Genomic DNA, 20,730 nt, shown 5'->3' on the forward strand with positions numbered 1-20,730 from the left:
CGCGCCTGCTGTGACACATTATCCGCGCATCATTGATGGAGAAAACCATGGCAACAAGCAAATCCAGTGGGCAGAAGTTCATTGCCCGCAATCGCGCGCCTCGCGTTCAGATTGAATATGACGTGGAAATTTATGGCGCGGAACGCAAAATCCAGCTGCCGTTTGTGATGGGCGTGCTGGCGGATCTGGTGGGTAAACCGCTGGAGCCGCAGCCGGGCATCGACGACCGCAAATTCCTTGAGATCGACATCGACAACTTCGATGAGCGCATGAAAGCGCTGAAGCCACGCGCCGCGTTCCAGGTAGACAACACCCTGAACGGCGAAGGCAAGCTCAACATCGATCTCACTTTCGACAGCATGGACGACTTTTCGCCGGATGCCGTGGCCCGCAACGTCGAGCCGCTGAGCAAGCTGCTGGAAGCGCGTACCCAGCTGGCAAATCTGCTGACCTATATGGACGGCAAAAACGGTGCGGAAGAGCTGATTGGTAAAGTGCTGCAGGACCCAACGCTGCTGCAGGCTCTGACCCATCTGCCTAAGCAGGATGAGGCCACTGAAGGTAAGGAGCCGCAGGCATGACGCAGACTTCACAACAACCCCAGTCGCAGGGCGCGGCAAGCTTCAGCCAGGATGAGTTCAGCGCGCTGCTGAACAAAGAGTTCCGGCCGAAAAGCGATCAGGCACGTGCCGCGGTCGAGAGCGCGGTAAAAACTCTGGCGCAGCAGGCGCTGGAGAACACCGTCACCGTTTCCAGCGACGCCTATCGCACCATTCAGGCGCTGATCGCGGAGATCGACGAAAAGCTGTCGCAGCAGGTTAACCAGATTATTCACCATCCGGAGTTCCAGTCGCTGGAGAGCGCCTGGCGCGGCCTGAGCTATCTGGTGAATAACACTGAAACGGACGAGATGCTGAAAATCCGTTTTATGAGCATCTCCAAGCAGGAGCTGGGTCGTACGCTTAAGCGTTATAAAGGTGCTGGCTGGGACCAAAGCCCGCTGTTCAAGAAGATCTATGAGCAGGAGTATGGTCAGTTCGGCGGCGAGCCGTTTGGCTGTCTGGTGGGCGACTACTACTTCGACCACAGCCCGCAGGATGTTGAGCTGCTGGGTGAGATGGCACGCATCGGTTCGGCGGCACACTGTCCGTTTATCACCGGCACCGCGCCGGAAGTGATGCAGATGGAGTCCTGGCAGGAGCTGGCAAATCCACGCGATCTGACCAAAATCTTCCAGAACACCGAATATGCCGCCTGGCGCAGCCTGCGTGAGTCGGAAGATGCACGCTATCTGGGCCTGGTGATGCCGCGTTTCCTGGCGCGTCTGCCATATGGCATTCGTACCAACCCGGTCGACAGCTTCGATTTTGAAGAGCAGACCGACGGTTCCGATCACGGCAACTACACCTGGAGCAATGCGGCGTACGCGATGGCCGCCAACATCAACCGCTCGTTTAAAGAGTATGGCTGGTGTACCGCAATCCGCGGCGTGGAGTCGGGCGGGGCCGTTGAAAACCTGCCGTGCCACACCTTCCCGAGCGATGACGGCGGCGTGGACATGAAGTGTCCGACCGAAATCGCCATCAGCGATCGCCGCGAAGCCGAACTGGCGAAAAACGGCTTTATGCCGCTGGTGCATCGCAAAAACTCTGACTTTGCCGCCTTTATCGGTGCGCAGTCACTGCAGAAGCCGACGGAATATCACGATGCCGATGCCACCGCCAATGCCCGTCTGGCCGCGCGTCTGCCTTATCTGTTCGCCTGCTGCCGCTTCGCGCATTACCTGAAGTGCATCGTGCGTGACAAGATCGGCTCCTTCCGCGAGCGCGATGAGATGGAACGCTGGCTGAACGACTGGGTGATGAACTACGTCGATGGCGATCCGGCTAACTCCTCGCAGGAGACCAAGTCTCGCAAGCCGCTGGCCGCTGCAGAGGTGAATGTGGAAGAGCAGGAAGATAATCCGGGCTATTACGCCGCGAAGTTCTTCCTGCGTCCGCACTACCAGCTGGAAGGTTTAACCGTTTCGCTGCGTCTGGTCTCTAAGCTGCCGTCACTGAAAAATGACAATGCATAAGGGCTGACGGAGGCGTGATGCCGGAATCTGAAACTGCATCGCGCCTCTCCCTGTTGTAACGGCTTTAACCCATTTATTCGCCTGAACGTGTCTGAGCAGAGTGGTGTGCAATGCTATACCCGGTCTTTATCAGACTGAGTGTGTTTGCGTATTCTTTTCACAAGAATAAAAATCACAACTAAGCAAACTGTGGTAAAAAGCGTTTTACCGGCAATAAAGCCGAGTGAAGAGAGAGTGAAATTTTCATAGCGAGAGATAAGGTATATAGACTCGATAATATCGACGATCGCATAAAGTGAAAGTAGTGAAAATATTACGGCCAGAAAAATTGAGAGGGTTTTTTTCATGCTCCTTCCTTTTTTGAGCTATTGAAACTTTCCGCTAATGTAAACTTTTCGTCAGGTTGCTGTCTATTGAATGATGACCTGCAATCTTAGACAAATCGAAGGTCATCGGTTTTGCATATTAAGTTCCGCTATAAATAAGCGTTAACTAAAAGTATTTGTCCGATTTAAAAACGGGCAGCAAGAAGTCTGAAATATCGTTAAGCACGATATTTCAGAAGCAAGGCAAAGGTAAAATATGGACTGTTTTATTCAGCCCCATGCTTTTCTTTTTGCCATATCCTTGCTTTTTTTGAAAGCAATAATCTCAACCAATAAAGAGTGAAAGATAATGGCTATTGATATGTTTATGAAGGTTGACGGAGTCACCGGCGAGTCTAAAGACTCTAACCACACTGGCTGGACCGATATTACCTCTTTCTCATGGGGTGCCTCTCAGCCAGGCAACATGTCTGTTGGCGGCGGCGGCGGTGCCGGTAAAGTCAACTTCAACGACCTGCACGTGAATGCACTGATCGACAAATCGACCACGGCGTTGCTGAAGAACTGCGCAAGCGGTAAACATCTCGCTAAAGTCGAACTCTCTATCTGTAAAGCGGGTGGCTCTCAGGTTGAGTATGCGCGCATCACCCTGGAAGACGTTCTGGTGACCGCTGTGAATTACAATGGCTCCGACAACGGCGATACCCTGGGGATGACCTACTCCTTCCAGGCTTCTAAAGTGAAGCAGCAGTACTGGGAGCAGAGCTCTTCCGGTGGCAAAGGCGCAGAGAGCAGCGCAGGCTGGGACATCAAAGGCAATAAAGAAGCGTAATAAAATACGCCTCCGAAAAGGGGGCGTATTTTCATTGAAATTCAATGAATTAGAGGTGGTAGTAATTATACGTTTCGAACATTTAATTGCAAAAGGAGGTTGTTATGGCAGAGAAAAATTCAATTGAGCCGGGATTTTGTGTTGTTCAGCGTCCAGGAAGACTGACTGAGCAGGCAATGTGGCTTTATGGCACGCGCAATATGTCTGCCGCGAACTATTTTTTGCAATTAAATGCTGATGTTGCATGGGCTAAACCCGGCCAGATTTTGATCGTTGCCGCTCCTAACGGCAATAATCATCCGGCAGCCATGCGCACGCTGGAAGAGGCTAAATCCAGAATCAATAATAGTGTCACTCATCTGACCGTTGATGAGGCTGATTTCTTCAACCGCCATTATGCTTCCATTGCTGCTATTACCAATTTTATGGATAAAGCATCAGGTATCATCGGCGATGCGGGAGAGCGCTATTTCAATGAAATTGGCAAGAAACTTGTCGCTATTGAGAATGCCTACCGTAACCAATATCTGACGTCAGGAACATTGTTCGGGCAGCAGTTTTTTATCGAGCGGAAACGCGTGTTTGGTGAACTTGAAGTATTACTGAATCGTTTATCCCGATTTATGTTGAATTTGCGCCCCTATGAAAAGATTAAGCATGCTTTAAACCTTTCCAGTTCCTCTATTATCCATGACTGGCAAACTGCTGGCACAGGAGTAATACGCGGTTATTCGACCTATGTAGATAGTGCAGCCAAAGCAGCGAAATTTATGAAAATGGGTGGGCTGGTATCCATAGGGTTCGGTGCTGCAAATACTTCTAACGACGTTTATCAGGCTTGTACTGTAGACCGGCAGAGTGAATGTGTTAAAGTTGCCGTAACTAAGTATGCTCAATTTGCCAGTAGCACCGCTGCAAGTATCTATGGTGGTACGTTAGGCTCGGCTTTGGGGCCGGGAGTTTGTCTTGCTGTAGGGGTGGGAACTGGTCCCGTAGGCTATCTGACCTGTAGTCTCGTCGGGGCAGCTGTAGGGGGCTATATTTCTGGTGAAATTGCCAGCTGGTTTACGGGATTAACAATGGATAAAATTTTATGACCTGGCCTTGCATTTTGATCTCTGTTTCAGTGATTTCATTTTTGATTTCCATTGTTTTGCAGGTTATTGGCTACATAATATTCAGAAAAAACGTTCGCAACTATGAATCATTAATTAGCGAGTTTCGTAAAAGAAGATTGGATCTTGATTTCAGCACTCAGGTTAGCTCCTTTTTCAGTCCATCGTTCCATCCTGTAAAAATTTCCTGGTTTGCACGCTTATATAAAGGTGTAAAACTTCAGAGCAGAGGTAACGAAAGCGTTAGCCAGGAAACTTATGATTTTATTCAATCGTTACCTGAAAAAGAAATAGGCTGGCTAATTCGCCTTCATACCTTAAATATGGTGACTGCAGTAATGATGATTGGCGGAGGTTTAGGTTTTATTATCTGGCGTCATTTTTATAACTAGTATGTGCTTAACAATGATCATGGAGATGGCTGCATCGATATCCGAGTGAATGTGACACCCTGAAAAAAGCAACATCTGTTCTGATACTTGTCACTTCCTGAATGCGCAGATTATGGCAGTGTGTCCCTGATGCTGCCTCCCTGTGGATACTGAAATGAAAAAATTACTGATGTTACTGGCTCTGACGTTATCTCCTGCAGTGCTGGCGATAACGCCTCCGGCGCCAGACGCCTTTAGGCAACCGCAGATTTTCAGCAACTGGCTTCTGAATCGTTGTGCAGGTAAAGCTTCGACTGACAAGGCCTTCACCGATGATGCCTTTAAAAGCGCGTCAGCCTGGTTAGAGGTAAGCCATCTCCCTGTTGAAGCCTTCAGTGATGGCGATAAATTGATTAATGCGTATCTAAAGATGAACCTGGCCGGATCGGTATCAGGTAACTTCAATATGATGAAATGCACGTTGCTTTCGCAAAGCCAGGATGCAACAGTGCTTTACGAAAAATATAAAAATAAAAGTTAACATCAATGGTGAGTTTCTGATGAAATGTTATTATTTACTGTTATGTTTTTTAGCTTCTTATGTCTCCTCCGTCCAGGCGATGAGTGATTGTTCGAACGGGAATAACACTCAGGAAGTTAACGAATGTGCAGAAAAAAATAAAACAGAGTCAGAGCTGAATTTAAATAAAGAGTATAAAGCGGCGAAAATCCGAATCGAGCACCTTTATAAAGGCCATGATCAGGAGTCCAGTCAGTACCGAAGCGCCTTCGTTGATACTCAGCGCAACTGGCTTAAATACCGTGATAGCCAGTGCAGGCTGGAAGCTTATGCCGCTGAAGAGGGCAGCGATGCTTATGTGAGCGTCATGAATTTCTGTATTGACCGTCTCGATAAGGAACGCACTGCAATTCTGAAGCAACTGCCTTATTGATTACCCAGAAAGACTTATGTCTGTTTAAAATTCAAAAAAAGTCACTCTTATTCGTCTCTGATATGCTGTCTTTTCGGGTTCGGAATTATGCTGCGCGCTTCTTTAATTAAGAATTAATTCCCATCGCAGTGGATTTAATTTATTAACCAGTAAATCTGTCAATTTAAGTAACGTATCCGGCATCACTAATTTAAATAAACCCCAACCCCACAATAAACTCTCCGCTCCCTATACCCCGCGCCTTTCCCCGAGAGGTGCGCGGTATAGATGCCGAACCGCTAACCGCAGGAATCCGTTATGCGCTTTACGATAATAACGACTAAACCCGGCCAACAGCCGCCGCAAACTCATTGTGATTTCTTTCCGCCCGGCGGCACCATTGGTCGCGGCGTGGATAACAATCTGGTGCTGCCGGATGACGACCGAACGCTCTCCCGGCTGCAGGCCATTGTGCACATCACCGCGAACGGTGAATGTCGTCTGACTAACCGTGGCAATGTGACGCGCGTGCTGCTCAACGATATTCCGCTGGAACGCGGTCGTCAGGTTGAGCTGCAGGATGGGGACATTCTGGGCATCGATGATTATCAGCTGCTGGTCAGCGATCTCAATAGTGCGCAGCAGCCGCAGGCTGAAAGGGCGGTTCCGCGTCCGGAGCCGGTCCAGCCCGCCGCGGCTCCTCGTGAACCGGTAGCCGAAAAAGCCAGTACCACCGCCGCTATCCCCAGCGAAATCTGGGACAGCCTGGCGAAAGAGTTCTCGATTTCCGACGATCTCTCTAAACGCAAAGCCGCGCCAGAGATGCCGGATGCCCATCCGCTGACCGCGCCCGCCATGCCAGATCGGAATCCGGAAGATCCACTGGCACAGCTAATCAATGATGCGCCGCTGGATTATGGTCAGCAGCCCAAAAGCAGCAGCCTGTTTGATGACGGCGATGCGCTCTTTGCGCAGCAGAGCATTTTTGACGACCGCACGCCGAGCACGCTGGCGGCACAGCAGCACACTACGCCGAAGCAGGCTGAAACGCCCACTGCGGAACTGGATCCACTGAGCCTGTTCGACGGCGAGAGCAGTGCGGATGTGCGCAACCATGATGATCCATTAGGACTGATGATGGGGAACGCGGTGCCGCTGGCGCAGCCGGAGCCAGCGAAACCGGCGGCGCTGCATGTGCCGCCTCAGCCAGAGACAAAGCCTGAGCCGGTTGCCCCACGCTCACCTGAGCAGGCTTCCGTCAGCCTGAACGAAATGGATCACTCTCCGCTATTTAGCGGCATCGACTTACCCGTTGATGACCATCCTCATAGTGAATCCCCGCGCCAGACGTTGCTGGCGGATGAGGCGGAATCCGGTCAGACAGACGCGGTCAATCCGCAAAACGACTATGGCGGCATTACGCTGCCGACTCCCCAGACGGTGCAGCGTGCTCCCTCACCGACGCCGAAAGGGCGGCTGCGCATTGATCCGGTTGCCTCGGGTCATCAGCATGCCGCCGCCGTGCAGCCCTCCACATCCAGCCAGAGCAGCGGCGATGCGCTGAAAGGCGAACTGCTGGACGCGCTGCTGGAAGGCATGGGTCTGCGCGATCTGCAGCCGACGCCGCAGTTTGACCGCGAGCAGATGCTGCAGTTTGGTCAGATGCTCAGCATGTTCTCGCAGGGCACGGTCGCGCTGCTGTCATCGCGCTCGATCCTTAAGCGCGGCGTTAAGGCCGACATGACGGTGATCCTCGACGACGCCAACAACCCTTTCAAGCTGCTGCCATCGGGCAAAACCGTCCTGATGCAGATGTTCGGCAGCCGGATGCCGGGCTTTATGCCACCGCGTCAGGCGGTGCGGGATGCGCTGATTGATTTGCAGGCGCACCAGCTGGGCATGATCGCTGGTATCCGCGCCATTATCGCCTCGATGCTGCAATCCTTTAATCCGGAACAGCTGGAAGAGGAGGCGCGTCAGGCAGGATCGGTTTCCCGTATCGGCCTGCCGGGCAGCCGTAAAGCGGCGCTGTGGGAGCATTTTGTTGAGCGCTACGGCGAGACAGCGGGCGAGATCGAAGACGATTTCCACACCCTGTTTGGCGAAGCGTTTCTGCACGCCTATGACCTGGAAGTTAATCAGTACAAAGACTCACAAACCCACACGGATGACGCATGAATATCACTATTGCCTCGACGTCGAATCAGGGCGATCGCGCCAGTAATCAGGATCAGATCGGTGATGTCATCGGTAAGCGCTCCGCCTGCTTTGTGGTGTGCGACGGTGTGGCTGGGTTTCCCGGCGGTGACAGGGCGGCCGCCATCGCCCGCAGCAGCCTGCTGGAAGCGTTCGATGGCGATGCGCACCTCAATGCGCAGTCGATTCGCAACTACGTTAATCACGCGAATCACGCTATCCGGCAGCAGCAGAAAGCCAGCAGCGAGCACAGCCGGATGGGCACCACGCTGGTCAGCCTGTTCATCGACCGCGACTACCACCTTGCCTGCTGGGCGCATGCCGGTGACAGCCGCCTCTATCTGTTCCGCCGCGGCTATCTCTATCTGGTCACCACCGACCACAGCCTGGTGCAGCAGATGAAAGATGCCGGACATCGCACCGAAGGCATCAACAGCAACCTGCTCTATTTTGCGCTGGGGATGGGTGATGAGCAGCGCGACGCCAGCTACAGCGACGTGGTCGGGATTGAGGATGGCGATGCCTTTCTGCTCTGCACCGATGGTTTCTGGCACGGCGTGACGCTGGAGCAGATGCAGCAGTCACTGCACATGGTGAATACGCCGGAAGAGTGGCTGACGCTGATGCAGCAAATCATCAAAAACGATCAGTCAGATCAGGGGCAGCAGGATAATTTCAGCGCACTGGCCGTCTGGATTGGATCGCCCCAGGACACCACTTTGCTGCACTCGCTCTCTGAAGCGGCGCAGTTCTTCCCTCTGCGAGATTGAGAACGCCAACATGAAATATGGATTACTGGGTCTGGCTGCGCTGCTGCTCAGCACGCACGCTTATGCTGAAAATTATCGCATCGTACAGTCCCCGGCACAGAAACTGGATGTCTGGATTGATGACGTCAAAAACAATCAGCTGTCGAGCTGGTGTAACAGCACCATAAACCTGCGCATCGTCACCCTGGGTGAGAAAAACGCGTCGGTGCTGAAAGAGTTTCTGCCACGGGTAGCTGGCCTGATGGCGTCGCAGTGTAAACCGCTGCAGCAGCTGCACTGGCAGCTGACCGATACAGAGGGCAGTGAAATCGCCACCGGCAGTGCCGCCCGGGCGCAGCAGTGGAAGACCGTGGTGACGCCACCCGCACCGCCTGCACAACAACAGCCAGCCACGGCTGCCGTGCCCGCGGACCCATTGGTCAATGCCGTCCAGGCGGATACCTCGCCATGGCTGCAGTTCAGCCTGCTCGACGGCTGCCATTTCCGCACCTGGTGGCAGCATCCGGCGCAGGGTAGCGCGCTATTTGTACCGGCTAAGCAGGGGCTGGTCTGCGGTTCCGATGGCTGGCTCAGCGGACACAGTCGTCTGACGCAGCAGGGTAACGGCGCACCGGCAGCCGTCGGCGTGACCTTCCTGCAGGGCTTCCCGGTGATGGGGCTGAACAGTCAGTCGCCCACCGCCGAACTGCACATCACCACGGTTAACAGCGAGCGCATGGTGCTGAGTAACGAGAAATCCCCGGACAGCTGGCTGGTTCTGCCCTTCAGCAACCGCTTTAACGGCTGGCAGGCGGCCCGTCAGGTGGTGGTGCTGATGCCCGCCAGTGAAGCTGCTGATGAGAGTGCTTTGCAGGCACGTCTGCAGGAAGTCCGTAAAGTCTGGTCACCGTGGGTCAGCGGCAATACCACACTGAGCGTACAGCTGGTGGAAAAACTGCACCCTGAACTGAAAGATCCCGCCGCTGCGGTTTATCGCACCCTTAACTGACGCAAAAGGAGTTTGCATGGAATCCTTACAACATCATCTTGCGAACGCCACGCTCAGCGAGACGCTGGCTGACGTTACCCGCCAGATTCAGGCCAGTCCGGCGAACGCCGATCTGCGGGCTGCCTTTGTGCAGCTGCTCTGCCTGGCGGGCAACTGGACGCGTGCACAGACGCAGCTGCAATCCTGGCTGGCGTTGAGCCCGCAGGCGCAACCAACGGTTAATCTGTTGCAGCAGGCGATTGCCGGTGAGCGGCAGCGTGATGCCGTGCTGCGTGGCGAGGCACAACCCGTGCTGCCGGGCAGCGCGTGGCACTGGTGCGACACACTGCTGGCCGCATTACAGGCCGAAACCGCGGGTGATGTCGCGCGCAGCAGCGCACTGCGTGCCGACGCGCTGGAGCTTGCTGCCGCCAATCCCGGCACCGCGACCGGGCAGGATCAGCCGACCGCCTTCAGCTGGCTGATGGATGGCGACAGCCGTTTCGGGCCGGTGTGTGAAGTGATCAATCAGGGCCGTTATTACTGGATCCCGTTCGCCGCTATTCGTGAGATGCAGTTCCAGGCACCCGCCAGCGTCACCGATCTGGTGTGGCGTCATACGCGGGTGCAGCTGGTGGATGGCAGCGAACAGGTGTGTCAGATCCCGGCGCGCTATCCGCTGCTGGCGGGTGCGGACGAGCGTTTTCTGCGCGCCAGCGTCACCGAATGGCAGCCGCTGGGCGACGATCCGGACCAGTTTATCGGCCAGGGACAAAAAATGTGGCTCAGCGACAGCGCGGAGTTCTCGCTGCTGAGCCTGCAGCAGGTCGCGTTTGACAACGTTGAGTCCGCCGATGAGTCATGATTCAGGCGCGCACAATGATGGCTATGCCCAGCTGCATGGCGGCTTTCGCGCGCGTAAAAAGCGCGATGCGCTGACCGCCCGCGACAAGCTGCAATCCTCGCTGCTGGACCGCCTGACCGATAACGCGCCGGACAGGCAGCAGGAGCCGGAGAACAGCATGCTGATCAGCCACAGCACGCTGCGCCGCCACGTGCTGCGCGATCTGCAATGGCTGTTTAACACCATCAACAACGAAGCGCAGCAGGATTTGGGCAGTTTCGATCAGGTGCAGCGCTCTGTCTGGAACTTCGGCGTAGCGCCGCTGGCCGGGCAGAACGTCTCCGATATCGAATGGCAGGATATGCAGCGCAAAATGACCAACGCCATTCTGCACTTTGAGCCGCGCATTCTGCCGCAGGGACTCCAGGTGCGCTGCGTCAGCGATCTCGGCTCGCTTAGTCTGCACAACGTACTGTCGATTGAGATCAAAGGACGGCTCTGGTGCGTGCCTTATCCGCTGGCGTTTCTGTTCCGCACTCAGGTTGATCTGGAGAGCGGCCATTTCGAACTTCAGGATGCAGGGTAATCATGGACAGCAATCTGCTCGACTATTACAACCGTGAACTGGCTTACCTGCGCGAGATGGGGGTGGAGTTCGCGACGCGTTACCCGAAAGTGGCGGGACGTCTTGGCATGCATGGCATCGACGTGGCGGACCCCTATGTCGAGCGGCTGATGGAGGGATTCGCCTTCCTGACGTCGCGCGTGCAGCTGAAGATGGATGCGGAGTTTCCGCGCTTCTCGCAGCGCCTGCTGGAGATGATTGCGCCATCCTATCTCTCGCCAACGCCATCAATGGCGATCGCGCAGCTGACGCCGGACAGCCGCAAGGGTGATATCACCCAGGGCTTTCGCGTGCCGCGCGGCACCATGATGGAGAGCCAGAACCTGAAAAAAACCGGGGTGACCTGCAGCTACACCACCGCACACGATGTGGTGCTGCATCCGCTGCGCATCAGCGAAGTCACTCTCGGCGGCGTGCCCGGCGATCTGCCCTCTGGCGAGCTGAAACTGGGTGGTCTGGGCGCGGCCAGTGCGCTGCGCATCCGCATCAGCTGCGAGGGGATCTCCTCACTGAGTCAGCTCAGTGTGGATGACCTGATGCTGTTCCTCAGCGGCCCCGATATCCAGGCGCTGAAGCTGCTTGAGCTGCTGATGCAGCACCGGGTCGGCATCGTCCTGCAGTCCGCAGAGCAGCGGCCGCAGCGTCAGGTGCTGACGGATGAAGCCCTGCAGCAGGAAGGATTTGCGCCGGAGCAGGCGCTGCTGCCGGACGATCTGCGCAACTTCGACGGCTATCGCCTGTTGCAGGAGTATTTTGCGTTTCCGGCGCGCTTCCAGTTTATCAGCCTGAGTCAGCTCGGCCCGTTCCTGCGTCGCTGCGACAACGCCACGGCGTTCGACATCATTATCCTGCTCGACAAAGCGGACAGCGCGCTGGAAAGCGTGGTCGATCATAGCCATCTGGCATTGCACTGCACGCCGGTCATCAACCTGTTCCCGAAAACCGCCGAGCGTCTGAAGGTCAGCGACAGCCAGCATGAATATCATCTGGTGGTGGATAACATCCGGCCGCTGGATTATGAGGTGCATTCGGTGCAGCGGCTGTTCGCCACCGTAGAAGGCCAGCGGGAAGAGCAGGTTTTCCGTCCGTTCTGGAGCACCTTCAGCGGTGACCAGGGTGATTACGGTGCTTACTTCTCGCTGCGCCGCGAACAGCGCACTCTGTCCGAACAGGCGCAGCGCTACGGCACGCGCACCGGCTATATTGGTTCCGAAGTCTTTCTGTCGCTGGTGGATGAGCATCACGCGCCGTGGCGCGATGACGTGCGTTATCTCTCCGCCGAGGTGATGTGTACCAGCCGCGATCTGCCGCTGATGCTGCAGCAGGATCAGGGCAACTTCGTGATGCCGGACTCCATTCCGGTGTCGGAGCTGAAACTTTGCAAAGGGCCAACTCCACCGCGTCCGGCACTGGCCGAAGGCCTTTCTGCGTGGCGACTGATCAGCCATCTGCAGATGAACTACCTCAGCCTTATGGACAGCAGCGACGGGGAAGGTGCTGCGGCGCTGCGTCAGCTGCTGAGTCTCTACGCTAACCTGGCGGAAGCGCCGGTTGCCCGCCAGATTGACGGCATCCGCCACTGTACGCTCAGCGCGGTCAACCGCCGCGTGCCGGAACCGGGCCCGGTAGTGTTTGCGCGCGGCGTCAGCATCACGCTGGAGGTGGATGAGCAGGCGTTTTCGGGTGCCAGTCCGTGGCTGTTCGGCAGCGTGCTGGAGCGGGTCTGTGGCCGCCTCGTAGCGCTCAACAGCTTCACGGAGTTCACCCTGAATAGCCAGCAGCGTGGCGAAGTGGGCTACTGGCCACCGCGCATGGGCCGGAAAGCGCTGATATGAGTGGCGAAAAAGTCATTACGCTGCCGCGGCTGACCCGACTGCCGGATGATTTCTGGCAAAAAGTGATGGCCGCGCCGTGGCGCTACGATCTGTTCCAGCTGCTGCGGCGGCTGGATGCGCAGGGCGGTCAGCGTTATCCGCTGGGCCGTGCGCCGCTGCCGAAGTTCGAATCGGTGCGCATCGGTCAGACGCCGTCACTGGCGTTTGCGCCTGCCACCGTCGCCAGTGCCACGCCACGTGAAGAGTCCGGACGTCATGAGCTGTCGATCTACAGCTTTGGCCTGTTTGGCCCCAACGGGCCGCTGCCGACCCATCTGACTGAATATGTGCATGAACGCATCGTGCATCATCAGGATCACAGCCTGTCGGCGTTTACTGACCTGTTCCATCACCGCGCCACGCTGCTGTTTTATCGCGCCTGGGCGGATGCGCAGCCGACCGTATCGCTGGATCGCCCCGACGACAGCCGCTTTCTGAACTATCTCGCCTGCCTGGCGGGCATCGGTTTACCGGCCCAGCAGCAGGCCAGTTCGCTGAGTCTTCATGCCCGCCTGATGCTGGTGGGTCATCTCAGCCGTCACGGTCACGATGCCGAAGGGCTGGTGCGCATCCTGCGCCACTACTTTGGCGTGCCGGTCCGGCTGACGCAGAACCTGCCGCACTGGCTGACGCTGGACAGCCGCGATCAGGCCCGGCTCGGCGCGGGACGTCACATGCCCCGGCTCGGTGCCTCCGCGTTTCTCGGCGTGGCGGTGCGCGACGTGCAGCACCGTTTTCGCCTGCACCTGGGCCCGCTCAGCGCCGCGCAGTATGCCCGTTTTCTGCCGGATGCTCCCGGCGCGCAGGAAGTGCGCGACTGGGTGCGTCACTACCTTGGCATCGAAATGCAGTGGGATCTCAGCCTGATCCTGGCCGCAGACGCGGTGCAGGGTGTGGCGCTGGGCGGCGCTGCCCGGCTCGGTTACACCAGCTGGCTGGGGCAGATGCCGCAGCCGCAGGATCGAGAAGATTTTATGTTTGAGGTTGAGGCAGCTTCGCGCTAGCCCAGCCGCTTTCCCTGTTACACAGCCTGCGTCTTTCATTGAAGAGAGCCCCCTATGTCAGAAATCAGCCGTGCCGTGCTATTCGGCAAACTGGATACGCTGTTATTTACCTCGCTGGAAAGCGCCACCGCCTTTTGCAAACTGCGCGGCAATCCCTATGTTGAACTGGTGCACTGGCTGCATCAGCTGATGCAGCAGCAGGATGGCGACTTACAGCAGGTCATCACACATTTTTCACTGGATGAAAAGGCCCTGACTCAGGACATCGTTGCTGCGCTGGATCGTCTGCCGCGCGGTGCCAGTGCGGTCTCCGACCTCTCTGAGCATATCGACAGCGCCGTCGAGCGGGCATGGGTTTACGCCTCGCTGAAATATGGCGCGACCCGCATTCGCGGCGGTCATCTGCTGATTGGCATGCTGAAAACCTTCAACCTGGCCAGCGTACTGAAAGGCATCTCCGGCCAGTTCAGCCGCGTCAACGCCGATGCGCTGCTGGAGCAGTTCGACACGCTGCTCAGCAACAGCAAAGAAGCGCAGCAGGCGCTGAGCGCACCGGCGGATGCCGCTGGCGCACCGCCTGCGGCCAGCGGCAGCACGCTGGAGCAGTACGGGCAGGACCTGACCGCGCGCGCCCGTGAAGGCCGCATCGATCCGGTGACCGGACGTGACGATGAGATCCGCCAGATGGTCGATATCCTGATGCGTCGTCGTCAGAATAACCCGCTGCTGACCGGTGAAGCGGGTGTCGGCAAAACCGCGGTGGTCGAAGGCCTCGCGCTTCGTATTGCCGCGGGGGATGTGCCTGCGCCGCTGCGCGATGTGCAGCTCTGGCTGCTGGATATCGGCCTGCTTCAGGCCGGTGCCGGAATGAAAGGGGAGTTTGAAGCGCGACTGCAGGCGCTGATCAATGAGGTGCAGTCCAGCCCGACGCCGATTGTGCTGTTTGTGGATGAGATCCACACCCTGGTCGGCGCGGGCGGTCAGCAGGGCACCGGCGATGCCGCCAACCTGCTGAAACCGGCGCTGGCGCGCGGCCAGCTGCGCACCATCGGCGCGACTACCTGGGCCGAATATAAAAAGTACATCGAGAAAGACCCGGCGCTGACCCGTCGCTTCCAGACCGTGCAGGTGCAGGAGCCGGATGAAGCCAAAGCGATTCTGATGCTGCGCAGCACCGTCAGCGCGCTGGAGAAACACCACCGGGTGCTGCTGCTGGATGATGCGGTCAGTGCGGCGGTGAAACTGTCGCATCGCTACATTCCGGCGCGTCAGTTGCCGGACAAAGCGGTAGCGCTGCTGGATACCGCCTGCGCCCGCGTGGCGGTCAGTCAGGGCGCACAGCCTGCGGCGCTGGAGGATTGCCTGCACCGTCTGGCCGCGCTGGAGATTGAAGCGGAGATCATTGAACGCGAAATTAAGGTCGGCCTCGGTGACGTCACCCGCCAGCAGGCGATTGCCGCAGAGCGCACTGCCCTGGAAGCTGAACGCGATGCGCTGCAACAGCGCTGGCTGAAGGAGCGCGAACTGGTCGAGACCCTGATTGCGCTGCGTGCCCGCTGTGTTACCGAAGAGGATGCGGCGCTGCGTGAACAGCGTGATGCAACGCAGCAGCAACTCACTGCGCTGCAGGGCGACACGCCGCTACTGTTTGCCGCCGTCGATGCGGGCGTGGTAGCGGCCGTGGTGTCGGACTGGACCGGTATTCCGCTGGGCCGTATGGTGAAGAATGAGATCGACGCCGTCCTGAATCTGGCTGACACCCTGAACCAGCGCGTCATCGGTCAGCGTCACGGTCTGGAGCTGATCGCGAAGCGGGTTCGCACCACACGCGCGCGCCTCGATAACCCCAACAAGCCCGCAGGCGTCTTTATGCTGTGCGGCCCGTCCGGTGTCGGTAAAACCGAGACCGCGCTGGCGCTGGCCGAGTCGCTGTATGGCGGCGAGCAGAACATCATCACCATTAACATGAGCGAGTTTCAGGAGGCGCACACCGTCTCGACGCTGAAAGGGGCCCCGCCGGGCTACGTCGGCTACGGCGAGGGTGGCGTGCTGACCGAAGCCGTTCGCCGTCGTCCCTACAGCGTGGTGCTGCTGGATGAGATTGAGAAAGCGCATCCGGATGTGCATGAGCTGTTCTTCCAGGTATTCGACAAAGGCTGGATGGAGGATGGCGAAGGCCGCCACATCGATTTCCGCAACACCATCATCATTCTGACCTCGAACGTCGGCACGCAGTTGATCAGCGCCATGTGCGCCGATCCCGAACTGATGCCGGATCCCGATGCCCTGAGTACCGCACTGCGTAAGCCGCTGCTGGAGGTATTCCCGCCTGCGCTGCTGGGCCGTCTGCTGGTGGTGCCCTATTACCCGCTCAGCGATGACATGCTGGCGGAGATCGTGCGGCTGCAGATGGCGCGCATCGTGCGTCGTCTGGCCGACAACCACGGCATTGAGGCGCAGATCGACGAGTCGGTGGTCAGCCAGATCGTACAGCGCTGCACCGAGGTGGAGTCGGGCGGTCGCATGGTCGATGCCATCCTCACCAACACGCTGTTGCCGCAGATGAGCCAGATACTGCTGAGCGCCCACGCCCGCGATGAACGCTATCGCCGCGTTGAGGTGCGTTGTGAGCAGGGCGAATTTGTCTGCCAGTTCGCTGTTTAAAGCCTAGTCATCAGAGAGTTTTCGAATATGTCGGAACATGATCAACCCCTGAATGTCCCCAACGCCCTGCCGCTGGGTTACCGCTTCAATGAGTTTGAAATCAAAGAGGTCATCGGCGGTGGCGGCTTTGGCATCGTCTATCGCGCCTGGGATCACCAGCTTGAGCGTGATATCGCCATCAAAGAGTTCATGCCTGCCTCACTGGCAGTGCGCAGCGATGACCTGAATCTGGTGCTGCGCAGCGAGCGGTTCAGCAAAACCTTTCACGCCGGACTGAACAGCTTTATTCAGGAGGCGCGGCTGCTGGCGCGCTTCAACCATCCGAACCTGCTGCACGTGCTGCGTTTCTGGGTGCAGAACGACACCGCCTACATGGGCACGGTGTTCTACAGCGGCACCACGCTCTCGAACTTCCGCGAACGTAATCCGCAGTCGGTGAATGAGGCGTGGATCCGTCGCATGCTGCCGCCGCTGCTGGGCGCGATTAAAACCATCCATGAAGCGGGCTATCTGCATCGCGATATCTCGCTGGATAACATCCAGATCCAGAGCAGCGGCGAGCCCATCCTGCTGGACTTCGGGTCGGCGCGTAAAACCATCGGCAACCTGTCGGATGAGAGCGAGACCATGCTGCGCCCCGGCTATGCGCCGATTGAGCAGTACAGCGACAACGACGAGAGTGAGCAGGGCGCGTGGACCGATATCTACGCACTGGGCGCGGTGCTGCACACGCTGATTACCGGTGCGCCGCCGCCGGTCAGCGTGGTGCGCAGCATTGAAGATAACTACCAGCCGCTGGTGCAGCGTCATCTGGCGGGCTACTCCACCGCGCTGCTCAGCGCCATCGATCACGCGCTGGCGCTGAAACCGGAAGACCGTCCGCAGAGTATTGATGATTTTGCGGTGCTGATGGCGCTGCCGGAGCGCGAGCCTGAACCGCTGCTCAGCGCAAAAATGAGCGGGCCGGGCACCATGCTGGTGCCGATTGAAGAAGAAGAGGTCGTCACACCCGCCTCGCCGCTGAAAACGCTGCTGGGGCATCGCTTTGCGCTGCCGGGTCTGGTGGCCGCAGGCTTGCTGGTCGGCCTGTGCGCCGGTCTGCTGATGTCGCGTGGTGAGGACCAGACGGCACCGGCTGAGACCGCGCAAAACAGCGCGCCTGCCGTCACCGTTGCGCCGGTTAACCAGCCGGTGACTGCGCCACCGACGCAGCCTGAGACCCCGCCGGATACCGTTGCCAGCGCGCCGACTCAGTCTGCTGAGCCTGAGCAGACCGCCGCACGCGAACCCGATCCTCAACCGGCACCGCCACCTGCGCCGGTCGCTCAGGTCTATATCCGTCTGCAGCAGGGTGAACGTGTTCAGGTCAACGGTCAGCCGCAGGCGCTGGTCCCTGCGGTGAATGGCTTCGCCACGCTGCAGCTGGCACCGGGTAACTACACCTTTGCCATTAGTGGCCAGAGTGGCACCCGCCAGCAGACGCTGACCATCAGCGAAGAAGGCGTCTGGTTGCTCGATCCACACAGTTAATAGTCAGGGATTACTTATGTTCTCACGCATTACTGCACAGCTGCCGGCGGACGGCCTGCTGTTCCATACGCTCACGGGCACCGAGACGCTGTCCCGTCCATTTGTGCTCACTGCCGAACTGCTGGCCACCGACGCGCGCATCGATCGTCACGCCCTGCTGGGCAAGCCGGTCACCTTTTCGCTGCCGACCGATGGCCTGATGAGCGCGCTGAGTCCGCGCTACCTCAACGGCAAAATCACCCGGGTAGCCGTGCGCAGCCAGGAGCTGAGCGGCACGCGCTACGCGGTCTACCAGCTGACGGTCGAGCCGGACCTGTGGCCGATGCGGCGCGACCGCAACCTGCGCATCTTCCAGAGCCAGACGGTGCCGCAGATTGTGCAGACGCTGCTGAAGGAGTACGCGGTCAACGTTGAGACGCGGCTGGCGGGCAACTACCGGGTGTGGGAGTACTGCGTGCAGTATCAGGAGAGCAGCCTGGACTTTATCAGCCGCCTGATGGAGCTGGAGGGGATTTACTACTTCTTCCGCCACGAGGCGGACAAACATACGCTGGTGCTGTGCGACGCGCCGGACCAGCATCAGGCGTTTCCGGGCTATGAGACCATTGCTTATCACGTCACCCCGTCGGGCGGCGTGGTCACGGAAGAGGGCATCAGCCAGTGGTCGCTGGCGGAGAGCGTGACGCCGGGCATCTACAGTACCGACGACTACGACTTCCGCAAGCCGAACGCGTGGATGCTGCAGGCCCGCCAGAACCCGGCGTCGCCGGTGCCGGGCTCGGTGGATGTCTACGACTGGCCGGGTCACTTTGTCGACCACAGCCACGGTGAGTCCTATGCGCGCATCCGCCAGGAGGTGTGGCAGGCCGAGCACCACAGCGTCAGCGGGTCGGGCACGGCCACCGGCATCGCGCCGGGCTTTACCTTCTCCATCATCAACGCGCCGCACTTCAGCGACAACGGCGAGTATCTGGTGACCTCGGCGACCTATGACTTTGCCGAGAACAGTTACGCCAGCGGCGACACCGGTGACAGCCGCCACAACATCCACTTCACGGTGCTGCCGTCGTCGGTGACGTACCGCACGCCGCCGGAGACGCCGTGGCCGAAAACGCACGGCCCGCAGACCGCGAAGGTGGTCGGGCCGAAAGGCGAGTCCATCTGGACCGACCGCTATGGCCGGGTAAAGGTGAAGTTTCACTGGGACCGGCTGGCGAAGGGCGACGACACCAGCTCCTGCTGGGTGCGCGTCTCCAGCGCCTGGGCCGGTCAGGGATTCGGCGGGGTGCAGATCCCGCGAGTCAACGATGAAGTGGTGGTGGACTTCATCAACGGCGATCCGGATCGTCCGCTGATCATCGGCCGCGTGTATAACGAGGCGAGTATGCCGCCGTGGGCGCTGCCGGCGGCAGCGACGCAGATGGGTTTTCTGAGCCGGTCGAAGGATGGCACGGCGGACACCGCGAACGCGCTGAGATTTGAGGATAAGGCGGGTGAGGAACACCTGTGGATTCAGGCGCAGAAGAACATGGATACGCATGTTAAAAATGACGCCAGCCATTCAGTTGCCAACAATCACAGCCATTACGCGGGCGGCAATGAGCTCTACCGTGTCGAAACTAACCGCGTCCACGGAGTGAAAGGGGGCGAAGAGCGGCTGACCGGTAAGGGCAAACTCGATGCGGTAGTCGATACCTATGTTGTAGGGTCGGGCACCAAACTTCGCCTTGAATGCGGAGAGAGTGCTATCGAACTCAATGCGAATGGTCAGATAAATATAGTCGGTAAAGGATTCAATATTTTCGTGCAGGGCGATGGTCATATCACCACCTCTGGCGGCAAACTGAACCTGAACACGGATGGTGCGAAACCGGGCACGAGTGCTCCGGGATCCAGTCATAAACAGAACATCAGTCAGGCCGTAGATAACCTGTTCCCGCCGAAGCAGAAAGGGCAGGCTGCATCCGCTGCACCAAAGGCTGCGGCGGCCCCGGCGAAAGGTGCGGCTGCGCCGTTAAAACAAAATACAAATGCGGGTGATCCGAAGAAACTTGATGATAGTGTCGTCCGGTCAATTATGAAGTCAGAAGGTGCGGGTGGTGAACAGGGGGGTGTACCGGAAATGTATGGTTTCAGAAAAGGATTTGGGCCTGCATATAAAGATATCGCTGCCGCCAGGAAACAGTATGGACAGGGTAGTGATGAAGAATTCGCAGTGGTTTCAAAATATATGAACCAGACAGCCCAAAAAGCCGGGGCGCTTAATTTTAGTGATCCAGGAAAACAAGCGGCCGTTATGTCATTAGCTCATATGAGAGGAGTGGGTGGCGCTCAGGCTATACTCAATTCTATGAGTGGTGATGATATCGTCAAATCTTCACAACTCACTGAAAAATCTATTGACTATGTTGAAAAAATGGGTTCTTCTGAATTCCAAAATGACCTTGTCAGCGCCAGATTGAATTATGACAAGGCTATATATGGTTCAACGACTACGGTGAAAAACGGTGTTTCATATAACTGGTGGGATCATTATTCAAACGGTTTGACCAAGCGCTATACCAATGAAGCTGCTGAATTTTTAAAGTTTTCAGGTGAATAAA

Annotated in this window: 18 protein-coding genes; 17 read left to right on the top strand and 1 reads right to left on the bottom strand. The window is 57.6% G+C overall.

Going from position 1 to position 20,730, the window contains the following annotated elements:
* The first annotated feature begins 47 nt into the window (after positions 1-47).
* Positions 48-581: a type VI secretion system contractile sheath small subunit gene (gene tssB / locus FA92_RS06670; RefSeq protein ID WP_013357574.1), complete on the top strand. Its 534-nt coding sequence runs from the start codon at positions 48-50 to the stop codon at positions 579-581.
* Positions 578-2,077, top strand: a complete 1,500-nt coding sequence (tssC, locus tag FA92_RS06675) for a type VI secretion system contractile sheath large subunit (protein WP_013357575.1) — start codon at positions 578-580, stop codon at positions 2,075-2,077. The genes tssB and tssC overlap by 4 nt, the downstream gene beginning before the upstream one ends.
* Before the next feature lie 113 nt (positions 2,078-2,190).
* Here tssC and FA92_RS06680 read toward each other — a convergent pair whose 3' ends face one another.
* Complete coding sequence (locus tag FA92_RS06680) at positions 2,191-2,424, bottom strand: hypothetical protein (protein ID WP_033782822.1); 234 nt, start codon at positions 2,422-2,424, stop codon at positions 2,191-2,193.
* 328 nt (positions 2,425-2,752) lie between these two features.
* On the opposite strand from FA92_RS06680, the gene FA92_RS06685 reads away from it, so the two are divergent.
* The 15 genes from FA92_RS06685 to tssI all read left to right on the top strand — a co-directional run bounded on the left by FA92_RS06685 (position 2,753) and on the right by tssI (position 20,729).
* Positions 2,753-3,235, top strand: a complete 483-nt coding sequence (locus tag FA92_RS06685) for a type VI secretion system tube protein Hcp (protein WP_010246100.1) — start codon at positions 2,753-2,755, stop codon at positions 3,233-3,235.
* A gap of 104 nt (positions 3,236-3,339) precedes the next feature.
* Positions 3,340-4,332 (top strand): hypothetical protein, encoded by a 993-nt coding sequence (locus tag FA92_RS06690; RefSeq protein WP_033782823.1) that lies wholly within the window; start codon positions 3,340-3,342, stop codon positions 4,330-4,332.
* The gene (locus tag FA92_RS06695) at positions 4,329-4,742 is read left to right on the top strand and encodes a hypothetical protein (protein WP_033782825.1); all 414 of its coding nucleotides are present in this window, start codon (positions 4,329-4,331) and stop codon (positions 4,740-4,742) included. Before FA92_RS06690 ends, FA92_RS06695 begins: the two co-directional genes overlap by 4 nt.
* Before the next feature lie 154 nt (positions 4,743-4,896).
* Positions 4,897-5,262: a T6SS amidase immunity protein Tai4 family protein gene (locus FA92_RS06700; protein ID WP_033782826.1), complete on the top strand. Its 366-nt coding sequence runs from the start codon at positions 4,897-4,899 to the stop codon at positions 5,260-5,262.
* Between the two features lie 19 nt (positions 5,263-5,281).
* On the top strand, positions 5,282-5,674 hold the full coding sequence (locus tag FA92_RS06705; protein WP_033782827.1) for a lysozyme inhibitor LprI family protein: 393 nt from the start codon (positions 5,282-5,284) through the stop codon (positions 5,672-5,674).
* A gap of 297 nt (positions 5,675-5,971) precedes the next feature.
* Complete coding sequence (tagH, locus tag FA92_RS06710; protein ID WP_033782828.1) at positions 5,972-7,831, top strand: type VI secretion system-associated FHA domain protein TagH; 1,860 nt, start codon at positions 5,972-5,974, stop codon at positions 7,829-7,831.
* Positions 7,828-8,619 carry a protein phosphatase 2C domain-containing protein gene (locus FA92_RS06715; protein ID WP_013357582.1) on the top strand — a complete coding sequence of 264 codons (792 nt, stop codon included), beginning with the start codon at positions 7,828-7,830 and terminating at the stop codon, positions 8,617-8,619. The genes tagH and FA92_RS06715 overlap by 4 nt, the downstream gene beginning before the upstream one ends.
* Before the next feature lie 10 nt (positions 8,620-8,629).
* Positions 8,630-9,607, top strand: coding sequence for a hypothetical protein (locus FA92_RS06720; protein WP_033782829.1), 978 nt, complete (start codon positions 8,630-8,632; stop codon positions 9,605-9,607).
* Positions 9,608-9,623: 16 nt separating this feature from the next.
* Positions 9,624-10,451, top strand: coding sequence for a type VI secretion system accessory protein TagJ (locus FA92_RS06725; RefSeq protein ID WP_033782830.1), 828 nt, complete (start codon positions 9,624-9,626; stop codon positions 10,449-10,451).
* Positions 10,441-11,016: a type VI secretion system baseplate subunit TssE gene (gene tssE / locus FA92_RS06730; RefSeq protein ID WP_033782831.1), complete on the top strand. Its 576-nt coding sequence runs from the start codon at positions 10,441-10,443 to the stop codon at positions 11,014-11,016. Before FA92_RS06725 ends, tssE begins: the two co-directional genes overlap by 11 nt.
* Positions 11,017-11,018: 2 nt before the next feature.
* A complete protein-coding gene (gene tssF, locus FA92_RS06735; protein ID WP_033782832.1) occupies positions 11,019-12,890 on the top strand; it encodes a type VI secretion system baseplate subunit TssF in 1,872 nt (623 codons plus the stop codon).
* Entirely contained in the window at positions 12,887-13,933 is a 1,047-nt protein-coding gene (tssG, locus tag FA92_RS06740) for a type VI secretion system baseplate subunit TssG (RefSeq protein ID WP_033782833.1), read from the top strand. Before tssF ends, tssG begins: the two co-directional genes overlap by 4 nt.
* A gap of 54 nt (positions 13,934-13,987) precedes the next feature.
* Positions 13,988-16,597: a type VI secretion system ATPase TssH gene (gene tssH, locus FA92_RS06745; protein WP_033782835.1), complete on the top strand. Its 2,610-nt coding sequence runs from the start codon at positions 13,988-13,990 to the stop codon at positions 16,595-16,597.
* A 27-nt stretch (positions 16,598-16,624) separates the two neighbouring features.
* Positions 16,625-18,127, top strand: a complete 1,503-nt coding sequence (locus FA92_RS06750; RefSeq protein ID WP_033782837.1) for a serine/threonine-protein kinase — start codon at positions 16,625-16,627, stop codon at positions 18,125-18,127.
* 16 nt (positions 18,128-18,143) lie between these two features.
* Complete coding sequence (gene tssI, locus FA92_RS06755) at positions 18,144-20,729, top strand: type VI secretion system tip protein TssI/VgrG (RefSeq protein WP_033782838.1); 2,586 nt, start codon at positions 18,144-18,146, stop codon at positions 20,727-20,729.
* Position 20,730: the final 1 nt, after the last annotated feature.

The sequence above is a fragment of the Pantoea sp. 9140 genome (genome assembly GCF_000745295.1).
GTDB classification, from domain to species: domain Bacteria; phylum Pseudomonadota; class Gammaproteobacteria; order Enterobacterales; family Enterobacteriaceae; genus Pantoea; species Pantoea vagans.